The organism is Endozoicomonas sp., from assembly GCF_031844845.1.
Classification (GTDB): domain Bacteria; phylum Pseudomonadota; class Gammaproteobacteria; order Pseudomonadales; family Endozoicomonadaceae; genus Endozoicomonas.
The window spans coordinates 1-13,196 of the sequence record NZ_JAVRMB020000122.1 but is presented as its reverse complement, the minus strand read 5'-3'; the positions used below and the strand labels follow the sequence as shown (position 1 = coordinate 13,196).

11 protein-coding genes are annotated in these 13,196 nt (G+C 48.0%); 9 read left to right on the top strand and 2 right to left on the bottom strand.

Features of this window, described 5'->3' with window-relative positions; translation table 11 throughout:
• Positions 1-735: sulfate adenylyltransferase subunit CysD (cysD, locus tag RM811_RS05870; protein WP_402521763.1), on the top strand; the 735-nt coding region annotated here is incomplete at its 5' end.
• On the top strand, positions 735-2,351 hold the full coding sequence (gene cysN, locus RM811_RS05865) for a sulfate adenylyltransferase subunit CysN (RefSeq protein WP_402521761.1): 1,617 nt from the start codon (positions 735-737) through the stop codon (positions 2,349-2,351). The genes cysD and cysN, both read left to right, overlap by 1 nt.
• A 125-nt stretch (positions 2,352-2,476) precedes the next feature.
• Here cysN and RM811_RS05860 read toward each other — a convergent pair whose 3' ends face one another.
• Positions 2,477-3,403: a hypothetical protein gene (locus RM811_RS05860; protein ID WP_402521759.1), complete on the bottom strand. Its 927-nt coding sequence runs from the start codon at positions 3,401-3,403 to the stop codon at positions 2,477-2,479.
• Positions 3,404-4,007: 604 nt separating this feature from the next.
• On the opposite strand from RM811_RS05860, the gene RM811_RS05855 reads away from it, so the two are divergent.
• The 3 genes from RM811_RS05855 to RM811_RS05845 all read left to right on the top strand — a co-directional run bounded on the left by RM811_RS05855 (position 4,008) and on the right by RM811_RS05845 (position 7,372).
• Positions 4,008-5,204, top strand: a complete 1,197-nt coding sequence (locus tag RM811_RS05855; protein WP_402521757.1) for a glycine C-acetyltransferase — start codon at positions 4,008-4,010, stop codon at positions 5,202-5,204.
• Positions 5,205-5,268: 64 nt separating this feature from the next.
• Positions 5,269-6,294: an L-threonine 3-dehydrogenase gene (tdh, locus tag RM811_RS05850; protein WP_402521755.1), complete on the top strand. Its 1,026-nt coding sequence runs from the start codon at positions 5,269-5,271 to the stop codon at positions 6,292-6,294.
• A gap of 133 nt (positions 6,295-6,427) precedes the next feature.
• Positions 6,428-7,372: a hypothetical protein gene (locus tag RM811_RS05845; RefSeq protein ID WP_402521752.1), complete on the top strand. Its 945-nt coding sequence runs from the start codon at positions 6,428-6,430 to the stop codon at positions 7,370-7,372.
• Between the two features lie 75 nt (positions 7,373-7,447).
• Here RM811_RS05845 and folE read toward each other — a convergent pair whose 3' ends face one another.
• Complete coding sequence (folE, locus tag RM811_RS05840; RefSeq protein ID WP_402521750.1) at positions 7,448-7,999, bottom strand: GTP cyclohydrolase I FolE; 552 nt, start codon at positions 7,997-7,999, stop codon at positions 7,448-7,450.
• Positions 8,000-8,262: 263 nt separating this feature from the next.
• Here folE and RM811_RS05835 point away from each other — a divergent pair, with 263 nt between their 5' ends.
• From RM811_RS05835 to RM811_RS05820, 4 genes are all read left to right on the top strand, one after another.
• Positions 8,263-9,288, top strand: a complete 1,026-nt coding sequence (locus tag RM811_RS05835; protein ID WP_402521748.1) for an amino acid ABC transporter substrate-binding protein — start codon at positions 8,263-8,265, stop codon at positions 9,286-9,288.
• Positions 9,289-9,538: 250 nt separating this feature from the next.
• Positions 9,539-10,654, top strand: a complete 1,116-nt coding sequence (locus tag RM811_RS05830) for an amino acid ABC transporter permease (protein ID WP_402521746.1) — start codon at positions 9,539-9,541, stop codon at positions 10,652-10,654.
• Positions 10,655-10,675: 21 nt separating this feature from the next.
• Entirely contained in the window at positions 10,676-11,770 is a 1,095-nt protein-coding gene (locus RM811_RS05825; RefSeq protein WP_402521765.1) for an amino acid ABC transporter permease, read from the top strand.
• Between the two features lie 4 nt (positions 11,771-11,774).
• Positions 11,775-12,605, top strand: a complete 831-nt coding sequence (locus tag RM811_RS05820; RefSeq protein ID WP_402521744.1) for an amino acid ABC transporter ATP-binding protein — start codon at positions 11,775-11,777, stop codon at positions 12,603-12,605.
• Positions 12,606-13,196 lie beyond the last annotated feature (591 nt).

The window sequence follows — 13,196 nt, the reverse complement described above, 5'->3', positions numbered from 1 at the left end:
CCCTTGTTGCATGTGGATACCACCTGGAAGTTTCGGGAGATGATTGAGTTTCGAGACCAGCGGGTGAAAGAGCTGGGGCTTGAGCTGCTGGTTCATACCAATCCGGAAGGTCTTGAACAGGGGGTTGGACCATTTACCCATGGCAGCGCCAAACACACCGATGTGATGAAGACCCAGGCACTCAAACAGGCACTGGATAAATACGGGTTTGATGCGGCTTTTGGTGGTGCCCGCAGGGATGAAGAGAAGTCCCGTGCTAAAGAGCGTGTTTATTCCTTCCGGGATAAGAACCATCGCTGGGACCCAAAGAATCAACGGCCCGAACTCTGGAATATCTATAACAGTCAGGTAGAGAAAGGGGAAAGTATTCGGGTCTTCCCGCTGTCCAACTGGACGGAACTGGATATCTGGCAGTACATCCATCTGGAAGAGATTCCGATTGTACCGCTCTATCTCTCCAGAGAGTGCCCGGTGGTGGAGCGTGATGGCAACCTGATTATGGTGGATGATGATCGGATGACACTGAATGCTGGAGAAGAGCCTCAGATGCGTAAGGTGCGTTTCAGAACCCTTGGGTGCTACCCATTAACCGGCGCCGTGGAGTCTGAAGCGGATACTTTAACCGAGGTGATTCAGGAGATGCTCCTGACCAGAACCTCTGAGCGACAGGGCCGGGTGATTGACCATGACAGTTCCGGATCCATGGAAAAGAAAAAGCAGGAAGGGTATTTCTGATGTCACACCAATCTGAACTTATTGCTACGGATATCGAAGAGTACCTGAGTCGCCATGAACGCAAAGAGATGCTGCGCTTCCTGACCTGCGGCAGTGTGGATGATGGTAAAAGTACTCTGATTGGACGCCTTCTGTACGACACCAGCATGATTTATGAAGATCAGCTGGCTGCTGTTGAAAACGACAGTAAACGTGTAGGAACGCAAGGCGATAAACTGGACCTGGCCCTGCTGGTGGATGGCTTGCAGGCAGAGCGTGAACAGGGCATTACCATTGATGTCGCCTATCGCTACTTCTCTACAGAAAAACGAAAATACATCATTGCTGATACTCCGGGACATGAGCAGTACACCCGAAACATGGCAACAGGGGCATCCACCTGTGATCTGGCGATTATCCTGATTGATGCACGGCAGGGTGTGCTGACCCAAACCCGCCGGCATACCTACATCGCCAGTTTGCTGGGGATTAAGCATCTTGTCGTGGCCATTAATAAAATGGATCTGGTGGATTTTAGCAAGGAGCGCTTTGAAGAGATCCGTAATCAATACCTCGACTTCGCAGAGCCGCTTAACCTGGGGGATGTGCGGTTTGTCCCAATGTCAGCTCTGGAAGGCGACAATGTGGTGCATAAAAGTAAACACATGTCCTGGTATCGTGACAATACGTTGATGGACGTCCTGGAGACTGTTGAAATTGTCCGTGACCGGAACCTCGATGACTTCCGTTACCCAGTGCAGTATGTAAATCGTCCTAATCTTGATTTTCGTGGCTTCTCAGGAACACTGGCCTCCGGCACGATTAAACCCGGCGACGTTATCAAGGTTTTGCCATCGGGACAGGTCAGCACCGTTGAGCGAATCGTGACCTGGGACGGTGATTTACCGGAAGCCCATGCCAGTCAGGCGGTGACACTGACTCTGGCGGATGAGATCGATATCAGCCGTGGCGACATGCTGGTTCGCCGGGACAGTGATATAACGGTGGCTGCAGATCTGGCTGTGGATCTGGTCTGGATGGATGAGCAGCCCATGACGCCCGGAAAACAGTATCAGGTTAAGTTCCCGACGGGTCAGATTTCAGGAAGCTTTGTGGGTATTGAACACAGAGTGGATATCAACTCACTGGCTCATCATCCGGCAGATTATCTGGCGCTGAATGAAATTGGTCTGTGTCATCTGCAACTGACCAGAGCCATTCCGGTGGATAGCTACCAGCGTAACCGTCAGACCGGCGCCTTTATTGTTATTGACCGGCTCAGTAATGCGACGGTTGCCGCAGGTATGGTTCGTGGAACCCGTGAGGGCAAGGGTGAGTTTGAAAGCGTATCCAGTGAGCACCGTCAGCAGCGTCTTGGGCAAAAGGGTGGTTTATTCAAGGTTTTAAAACAGCATGCCGAGGCCATTGAACGACAGTTGTTTGATCGTGGGTTCTATCCGTATGTGATCAGTGTTGATGATGAGCAGTGGTCATTAAAGGCTGATGCTCTGGCAAAGGCTGAGGTGACGGTGATTCTGGCTGGTTACCAGACGGGTGATAACGGCAGTACCGATTCAGCCGAAGTGGCAGCAAATAAAATTATTGAGTCAATTTCTTTGAACGAGGTTAAGGCGTAACCCGTTTCCTTCAGGGGCGGGGGGTAGCCGGACTACTTTCTTTTGCTCTTGCGGTAGACTTAAGCCACTTTTGGCAGTGGAGGCTGGTAATGCCGAAAGGGCTTAATGTTTATCGTAAGAGAAATCTATAGAGGCGCTTTTTCTATACTATATTCAGGGTTTAATTTTACCTTTGTATGAAGCTGTTCTATCTCCTCAATAGCAGTACAGTATCCCGCCCAGGGATCCATAACAAAGCGTGCAACTAATTGATTATCGGCTATTGAATATACTGATATTAACCCTACAACGTGCTCCACTTTTAAGAATAAGTTCTTGCAAATGCTGGCTTCTACTTTAAAAACGGGTATTTTGTGATGCTCTAGCTTTTTATTGAATTTATTTACAGATAAATGAGCCTGTATTTCGCAATTACCCATTTTTAGCTCAACGGATTCTTTAAGACATTCGTCTAGAGTTTTGCGGCCATGTTGTCTAAGCTCATTTTCCACAAACGCCCATGTTTTTAAGCGCTGCTCTTTTTCTGGGCCGCTTTCAGATTCTAGGGCTGATGGAGACGCTTGAAAATCGATAAGGCCAGGTCCAAGCAGCTTTTTATACAACTCTTCAGCTTTTACATAAGGCGTTTTTTTGTAAGCAGTGAGTCTGTCTGGATGAATACTCAGGTTTGTTTCTTTGAGCCCGGTGCTACTTATGGTTATTTTCGTTGAAACGTCTTTAGTTACAGAGGTGGCTGTATTTAGAATCTGTTGTAAGTAGATGTCTTTTTTTATTTCAGTTATTTCAGTTATGTCAGTTATGATTGCTAATGCTGAAGGGGCTTGAATTTTGAGTAACTGACGACAAAACAGAGAGGTTTCTAAGATTGGATTTGATGATGATTCCGGCCGACCACTGGCAACTTCTCTTCGTGGACAATTATTGGTGGTAGTTGAGGTGTAATGAAATGTTCCTGAAATTTTCATGCTATCAGTTTCAGGACGCCTGGTTGCTCTAAGTTCTTGATCTTTCCGGAATATGCTTCTGTTATTATCTGTTGTTGCAGTCTGCATTGTTGAAATCCTTGCTTTATTTAGAAGCTGATGTAGAAGCTGATGTAGAAGCTGATGTGGTTTTTTTATTGGACAGGTTTTCATTTAATTAGATTAAGTATTTTTTATTAAGTTCAAAGTTGTTGTACTTTTTTTCGAATGACCCTGTATCTGGTTTGATAGGTTATTTTAATCTCTTTACTCTCGCTGATAATATGTGTTTTTTTGTTGGGGCGGACCATTCAGTTATCCAATGTCGAAATTGACGAATTATTAAGCCATCCAGACTTTGTGCTGATACAGTCCCTAGCATGATTTTTGTAAATAATACGTACAAATGCCTGTTCAATAGGACGCCTCACTAATCCACTATAATCATCTACAATAATCAGGTTGATGGCAGAAAAGCCGTATCAAGTAGCCTGTAAGTCTTTGATTTTACCGTAAACATACGCAGGCCTTTGTGAGCTAAAGGGTGAGCTAAAGGGTGCGCTAAAGGGTGCGCTAAAGGTGGTTCTGGCTGCGTATTGAGTGGGGTGTTCCTATTTAATCACCAGAAATGCCTAACCTGTTGAGCGGAATATTTAAAGTCAGGGCGTTGGAAATATTGAAAACAGGAGTCGAAATGAAGGCCGATTTTTATGAAGGGCTGCGCCGCCAGCTGGATGAGTTGAAACAGGAAGGACTTTATAAAAGTGAGCGGGTGATCAGCTCCCAGCAGCAGGCTGAAATCAAGGTAGCCACTGGAGAAAAAGTACTTAACTTCTGTGCCAATAATTACCTTGGTCTGGCGAATGCACCGGAACTGATCGAAGCGGGTAAGCAGGGGCTGGATAAATACGGTTTTGGTATGGCCTCCGTACGTTTTATTTGTGGTACCCAGACCATTCATAAAGAGCTGGAAGCCCGTATTTCCGAGTTTATGGGGATGGAAGACACCATTCTTTACCCTTCCTGCTTTGATGCCAATGGCGGCCTTTTTGAAACCATCCTGGGGCCTGATGATGCCATTATCAGTGATTCCCTGAACCACGCCAGTATTATTGATGGCGTTCGCCTGTCCAAAGCAAAGCGCTTCCGTTATGCCAATAACGATATGTCAGATCTGGAAGCTCAGCTGCAGGCTGCGGATGCAGCTGGTGTAAAAACCAAACTGATTGCCACCGATGGTGTTTTCTCAATGGATGGTGTTATCGCCAACCTGAAGGGCGTCTGTGATCTGGCGGATAAATACGGTGCGCTGGTGATGGTGGATGACTGTCATGCCACGGGTTTCATCGGTGAAAAGGGTATCGGCACGCCGGAGTTCTGCGGTGTGATGGGGCGTGTGGATATTCTGACCGGAACCCTGGGTAAAGCCCTGGGTGGTGCATCCGGTGGCTATACAACGGGTAAGAAAGAAGTGATTGACTGGCTGCGTAACCGTTCACGCCCTTATCTGTTCTCCAACACACTGGCCCCAAGTATTGCTGCTGCCTCTATCAAGGTATTTGACATGCTGGCTTCCGGTGGTGAGCTGCGTCAGAAAGTTCGTGACAATGCAGAACACTTCCGTTCTGAAATGACTCGTCTTGGATTTACCCTGGCCGGTGCCGATCATCCTATTGTTCCTGTGATGCTGGGTGATGCCTCTCTTGCAGGAACGTTTGCTGACCGTATGCTGGAAGAAGGCATTTATGTGGTTGGCTTTTCTTTCCCGGTAGTACCCAAAGGGCAGGCAAGAATTCGTACCCAGATGTCGGCAGCCCACAGCAGAGAGCATCTGGACAAGGCGATTACGGCTTTCGCCAAAGTGGGTAGAGAGCTGGGTGTAATTAACTGACCTTACTGCTGGCTCACTGTCTTTGATTTTGATGGAGAGTGAGCCCTTAGAGAAAACTGAAACTGTGAAGACATTAGCCAAAAGCAAAGCAGAACCCGGAATCTGGATGGAAGACCATCCCATGCCAGAGGTGGGTTACAACGATGTACTGATTAAAATTCGCAAGACCGCCATTTGCGGTACTGACATGCATATCTACCACTGGGATGAGTGGTCACAAAAGACCATTCCGGTTGGGATGCATGTGGGGCATGAGTTTATCGGTGAAATCGTTGAAATGGGCGAAGGCGTTCGCGGCTTTACCCTGGGGCAGCGGGTTTCCGGTGAAGGTCATATCACCTGTGGACATTGTCGTAACTGCCGGGCAGGGCGTCGCCATCTCTGCAACTTTACCGTGGGCGTAGGCGTTAACCGGGATGGTGCTTTTGCCGAATTTCTGGTGATTCCTGCGGTTAACGCTTTCCCGATTCCTGATGATATCAGCGATGAACTGGCTTCAATTTTTGACCCGTTTGGTAATGCGGTTCATACCGCGCTTTCTTTTGACCTGGTGGGTGAGGATGTCCTGATTACCGGTGCGGGTCCCATCGGTATTATGGCGGTAGCGATCTGTAAACACGTTGGTGCCCGTAACGTGGTTATTACCGATGTTAATGAGTACCGTCTGGATCTGGCGCTTAAGATGGGTGCCAGCCGTGCGGTCAATGTTGCCAATACTGAGCTGACCGATGTGATGGCAGAGCTGGGCATGGTTGAAGGCTTTGATGTGGGCCTGGAAATGTCCGGTAATGGTCGTGCATTCGAGCAGATGCTGGAAAACATGAACCACGGCGGTAAGGTTGCACTGCTGGGTATTCCTGCCAGTGACACCGTCATTGACTGGAATCAGGTAATCTTCAAAGGCCTGGTTATTAAAGGTATCTATGGCCGTGAGATGTATGAAACCTGGTACAAGATGACCAGCATGCTGCAGTCTGGCCTTGATATCTCTCCGGTAATTACCCACCGGTTCCCTGTCGATGATTTTCAGAAGGGCTTTGAAATCATGGGGTCAGGGCAATCGGGCAAGGTCATTCTTGACTGGAACTAATCGCTCAAATCCTTTTAAAAAGCCAGCAATGCTGGCTTTTTTTTGTCTTTAAAAAAAATCATGAACTTAAGTCAATGAAACTGTCTAATTCAGCATGTTCCGTGTTCTTTGAGTGGATCAAAGGGGATCGTATATGAAAATCGGCAGATACATTGTTTGTTGTTTATTACTGGTCAATTTTAACTTAGCCAGGGCTGACTATCCTGATGCATCCAGAGTCATAGACGTGCTCGGTGAGGAACGAATTAATACGTTGCAAAGAGCCAGAGATGGGGAGTACAGGGTAAGGCTTCTATCAGGGGATGTATCGGGAGTTCAAAGGGTTGCAGTCGTCGTTGGGGAGAGCGTGTATAAAACCTATAGTGTAGCCGGTACAGGGCGAAAACTGGCGTCCCTTTTTTCCTTTCGGGGACTTGAGGGGATTCAGTTTTCCAACAACTGGAATGCTCTGGCAGCATTACCTTCCCTTATCGCAATACTGCCCATTCATATCGTTGTTACCCTTGGTAATTTACTGGTGGAAAAAGAATTGAATCCTGTCTTTTTTTCTGTCCAAAAAAAAAGCAGTGAAACAGATGACCTGATAACCGTAGTGCCGGGTAACACCAGAAAAGCAAAAACAGTTAACATTCTACTGGAAGATGGTAGCAATGATATCGTTACAATTGCTGGATTCAGTTATCTGCCTTTGGTTCTCGGATTTGAAATGGCGCTCATATTTTCTGATCCTGGTAACCATATTCTGCATGGCTTTGTTGGGGATACCGTGCTTTTTCACAGTATGGCTCAGGTAGTACACTTCCTTTATAAATACTCCAGCAATGTATTCTTTGACAGTGAATCGAGCACGTTTTCTCCCTATCTATTCCCATTTTCTTACTGGATAAATGACTACAGGAATGAACAGATGGTGGAAAACATCATTAAAGCCTTCCGAACAAGGCCAGAGGAAAGCATGATGTTGACAATCATCGAGTACTTCCGCGAGCCGGGTGTTAGCAGATTACTCATGGATAATTATGGCTTTAATGATGTGACAGAAGATGTCCTTGCGGGTATGCCTGAAAGTAGAGAGTGATGACGTTGCGCTTATCTGATATGAAAGCTGGAAGTCAGAGCTGTCCAGCTATGCATAAGTACTTTTTGTGTCTGTTTATCGGATAAATCGCAGAAACTCTTGCCTGGTAGGCTGATTGTCTTTCATCAGACCGCGCATTACCGAAGATGTCATGGATGAGTTCTGTTTTTCAACACCGCGCATCATCATGCACATATGTTGTGCTTCTATCACGACAGCGACACCTTTGGCATCGGTCACTTCCATGATGGCATCGGCAATCTGTTTGGTCATGTTCTCCTGAATCTGCAGGCGTCGGGCATACATATCCACAATGCGGGCAAACTTGGACAGGCCCAGTACTTTACCCCTGGGTACATAGCCGATATGGCATTTACCAATAAAGGGCAACAGGTGATGTTCGCACATGGAGTAAAGCTCAATGTCTTTGATCACCACCATTTCACTGATGTCTGACTCAAACACGGCACCATTGACGACCTCTTCTAATGACTGGTGGTAACCCCTGGTCAGGTACTGCATCGCTTTGGCAGCTCGAAGCGGCGTATCTCTAAGACCTTCGCGGTGAATATCTTCACCGACGGATTCAATAATGGCCTTGTAGTGTTCGCTGATTCTTTGAGACATTTGAAGATTTATCGCTGGATGGTTATCGAAGTGGACGGCAGTTTAACACAACTGATACAGAACTCGGAAAGCTCCTTACCGACTTTCTTTGACGGGTTTTAATGAATAAGGCTGGCCTGCGCTCAGGAGTGGGTTGAAACTTGCTAGCGCTTTTCCATGCAGGTATGGTTGAAAAGCCATGACTTGAAAGCACGCCAGGGATTATCAAAATTTTGCGTGTTTAAAAAATAACAACAATATGAAGCGGAAGAAGGAAAATTCTCATGCTGAAAAGTCTGAAAACAGCTGCGGTGCTGGGTGCTTTTGCTGCGGCCGGTCTGGCTCAGGTGGCCAGTGCGTCGGGTACGCTGGAGTCGGTTAAGGAAAAAGGCTATCTCTCCTGTGGTGTCAGTACCGGCCTTCCCGGTTTCAGTAACCCGGATGATAAGGGACAGTGGAGTGGTCTGGATGTTGATGTATGCCGCGCTGTCGCCGCTGCAACCCTGAAGGACGCCAGCAAAGTCAAGTTTATTCCCCTGACGGCAAAGGAACGCTTTACCGCATTGCAATCGGGTGAGATTGATGTGCTTTCCAGAAATACCACCTGGACACTGACCCGTGATGCCTCCCTTGGCCTCAATTTTGCCGGCGTATCATACTACGATGGTCAGGGTTTCATGGTGAAAAAAGAGCTGGGGGTCAAGAGTGCCAGAGAGCTGGATGGCGCCGCTGTTTGCATACAGGCCGGTACCACCAGTGAACTGAATCTTGCTGATTATTTCCGGGCTAACAATATGGAGTATCAACCGGTCGTATTTGATACCTCCGATGGGACTGCAAAGGGCTTTGATTCCGGTCGTTGCGATGTTTTGACATCCGATCAGTCTCAGCTTTATGCATTGCGAGTACGTCTGTCGAAGCCTGACTCTGCCGTGGTTCTGCCGGACGTGATTTCAAAAGAGCCGTTAGGTCCGGTGGTTCGTCAGGGTGATGACCAGTGGTTCAATATTGTTAAGTGGAGCCTGGCCGCCATGATCAATGGTGAAGAGCTGGGGCTTAACTCTGACAATATTAAAGCGCAAAAAGAATCGTCTGATCCAAATATCCGTCGCCTGTTGGGTATTGATGGTCCCAAGGGTAAAGGTCTGGCCCTTGATGATGACTGGTCACTGCGCATTCTTGAACAGGTTGGTAACTACGAAGAGGTCTTTAACCGTAACGTAGGTGCTGAATCACCGTTGCAGATTGAGCGTGGTCTCAATGCCCTGTGGAATGATGGTGGTATCCTTTACGCGCCTCCTTTCCGTTGATTCTGTAAGCATTTTCTACCTCACTCCCACGCTCTGCGTGGGAGTGCTTCGCCTTAAGTACTGAGCCTGTGGATGGTTCTGCATTCCCACGCAGAGCGTGGGAACGAGATAAACCTGATAAGAATAATAAAAAAAGGGACATTATGTCGTGAGTGATCCTGAGCACGTATCCCATAAAAATAATTCAACGCCGCGGTTTTTAATCGCACTCTTAAGGCTTTGGCGTGATGCTTCATTCAGACCCCTTTTCATGCAGGGTGTTGTGGTACTGGTCATTGTCATGCTCGGTGTCTGGGTGATTAATAACACCATGAATAACCTGGAGCACCGGGGGATCAGCACCGGTTTTGATTTCCTGTCTCAAGAGGCTGGCTTCGGGATTCTTCAGTCCCTGGTTGAATACGATGAGTCCCACAGTTATGGCCGAACCTTTGTGGTCGGCATACTCAATACCCTGCTGGTTTCAGGGCTGGGTATTTTCTTTGCCACGGTGCTTGGTTTTTTTGTCGGTGTAGCCCGGCTCTCTTCCAACTGGTTATTGGCCAGACTGGCTTCCGTTTTTGTTGAAACGTTCCGTAATATTCCGTTATTACTGCAAATTCTTTTCTGGTATTTCGCGGTATTGGCCGCATTGCCTCACCCCCGGCAAAGCTACTCAATGGGCGATGCTGTTTTTTTAAACTTACGGGGTCTTTTTCTGCCCAGGCCCATTATTGAACAGGGGCTTTTGCCGGTAATGGTCAGCTCCCTGATGGCGGTTGGCCTGGCGTTACTCTTCAGGCACAAAAACCGGCAGAGAAGAATTGAAACAGGAAAGCCCTTTTCCGGTGCGCGCCTGTGGATGGTTGCACTGTTATTGGGCATTCCTGCCCTGGCATGGTCGCTTTCTGGTGCATCCCTGGTATTTGATACGCCGGCGCTGAAAGGTTTTAACTTCCGGGGAGGGATTTCTATTATCCCGGAATTAGGGGCTTTGCTACTGGCCCTGACCATCTATACCGCCGCTTTTATTGCGGAGGTGGTGCGGGCAGGCATTGAGTCTGTTCAGAAAGGGCAAAAAGAAGCGGCGGCCTCTCTGGGCCTGCAACCGGGTAAGGTGCTGAAGCTGGTGGTGATTCCCCAGGCGATGAAAGTCATCATTCCGCCGTTGACCAATCAATATCTGAACCTGGCGAAAAACTCTTCATTGGCGACAGCTATCGGTTATCCCGACCTGGTCAGTGTGTTTGCCGGAACCACGTTGAATCAGACAGGACAGGCAGTAGAAGTGATTGCCATGACCATGGCTGTTTATCTCACCATCAGTTTGAGCGTTTCCCTGTTGATGAATACTTATAACCAACGTGTGGCTCTTATCGAGCGGTAAACGGGGAGGTATAAAATTATGATTAATCACGAACTGAAAATGATTCCTGCCCGGGAGCCACCCATCATGGCTGTGGGTGTGTTGGCCTGGTTTAGAAGCAATCTGTTTGCCAGCCCTTTGAGTACACTGGCAACCCTGTTCATTGCTTATGGACTTTATCTGTCGGTTCCTCCGTTAGTGCAGTGGGCATTGGTCGACGCCACCTGGTTTGGAGCGGACAGCAATGCCTGTAACCGGGGAGGGGCCTGCTGGGCTTTTATCACGGCCAGGCTGGATCAGTTTATTTATGGCTTTTATCCCGAAGAGCAGCAGTGGCGGCCCAACCTGTTTTTTGCCCAGCTGGCATTATTGATTACCTGGCTTGTCGTTAAGGCCACACCGGGTAAAAAATGGGCGCTGGGTTATAGCTTACTGTTACTGCCGTTTGTTTCCTGGTTTCTTTTATACGGTGATCTTCCGGGGCTGGTAAAAGTAGATACTCATCTGTGGGGCGGTTTAATGCTGACGCTTCTGCTGGCGCTGTGCGGGATGATTGCCTCGTTGCCGGTGGGTGTTTTGCTTGCCCTGGGTCGTCGATCCAACATGCCGGTCATTCGTTCATTGTGTACCGCCTATATTGAGTTGTGGCGCGGTGTCCCGCTGATTACGGTGCTGTTTATGGCATCAGTGATGCTCCCCCTTTTTATTCCTGAAGGCATCGTATTTGATAAGCTGCTCAGGGCACTTATTGGCATCATCCTGTTTCAATCGGCCTATATGGCGGAAGTGGTGCGGGGAGGGTTGCAGGCCATTCCCAAAGGTCAGTTCGAAGCCTTTGACAGTCTTGGGCTGAGCTACTGGCAGGGGATGATTATGATCATCCTGCCTCAGGCGATGCGGTTGGTGATCCCGGGTATTGTGAATACCTTTATCGCCCTGTTTAAAGACACCAGTCTGGTATTGGTGATTGGTCTTTTTGATCTGTTGGCGATTATCCAGGCTGGATTGAACGACCCTGCCTGGCTGGGGAACTCTGTGGAAGGCTACCTGTTTGCCGCCTTTGTTTTCTGGATTTTCTGTTTCGGTATGTCAAAGTACAGCCAGCGACTCGAACAACAATTACACCAGAGGGGCTAACCGTATGAGTGAGTATCTTGATGAGCCTCGTCTGCAAATGCCATTAAAAAAAGCCGGTCAGCCTGAAGTAAAGATTCAGTGTGAGCCAGGTTCAGTGCAGGCGAGCCTGATTGAAATCAGTGGGCTGAATAAATGGTATGGTCAGTTTCATGTCCTTCGGGATATCAACCTGACTGTCAGAAAGGGTGAGAAGATTGTTATCTGTGGGCCTTCGGGTTCAGGTAAATCGACCTTGATTCGCTGTATTAACTGCCTTGAGGAGCATCAGGAAGGCAGTATTGTGGTGGACGGCACCCGTCTGACTAATGATTTGAAAAATATAGAAACCATCCGTCGTGAAGTTGGGATGGTGTTTCAGCAGTTTAATCTTTTTCCCCATCTCACCATTCTTGAGAACTGTACACTGGCGCCTATCTGGGTTCGTAAGCAGTCTCGCAAGGAAGCGGAAAAGGTGGCCATGGAATACCTTGATCGTGTCAGGATTCCTGAACAGGCTAATAAATATCCGGGGCAGTTATCCGGTGGGCAGCAGCAGCGTGTTGCCATTGCCAGAAGCCTTTGTATGAATCCGGAAGTGATGCTGTTTGATGAGCCAACTTCTGCCCTTGATCCGGAGATGATCAAAGAGGTGCTGGACGTGATGATCGAACTGGCACAAGAGGGGATGACTATGCTTTGTGTCACCCATGAAATGGGCTTCGCCCGTACCGTGGCAGATCGGGTGATCTTTATGGATGAAGGCCAGATTATTGAGCAGGCAGCTCCGGAAGCCTTTTTCAGTAATCCCCGTTCAGAGAGAACCCGGAAGTTTCTTGGGCAGGTGTTGAATCACTGAATAAGGAATATGTCCTGAAATAAATCATCCATTTGCCAGTAGAGTAGATTGAAGCGCATGGGGGAGTGGTACTGTAAACAGTTCCGGCTGTGCTCTCCGCTGTCATTGTGTACAGGGATTGTACACAATCCATCTGGCAGGGATAGCCAACCATCGGCAGTCACCTCCCTGTGGCTGGATCCTGTACAATCTCGGTAATTGCTCCTGCATTACTCTACCCCCTGCATCCATGCAGTCGCCTTTACAGGATGACAGTGGAGTGGGTCAATAATAATGACTGTTTTCCCAAATGTGGAATTTATTCAAGGATAATTCCTAAAGTAACTCCTGCGGCTTATTGCTGTAGAGTTTGTTGGTGTTCCCGTCTTTTTATCCGCTCTGAAACAAAAATATAACAGAACTGTCTTATAATCCTCTGTATGATCGCCCGCAATTTATAAGTATTAATGACGATTTCTGGTGAAGTCTCATCAGAATCACACAGGTTCGAGGGTATTATGCAGTTTCAGCTCAGTCGTAAGGTTCTTCTCGCCTCTGCTATTGCACTGGCATCTCAGGTTTCTTTCGTTCAGGCCGCCGGTTACGGTATTA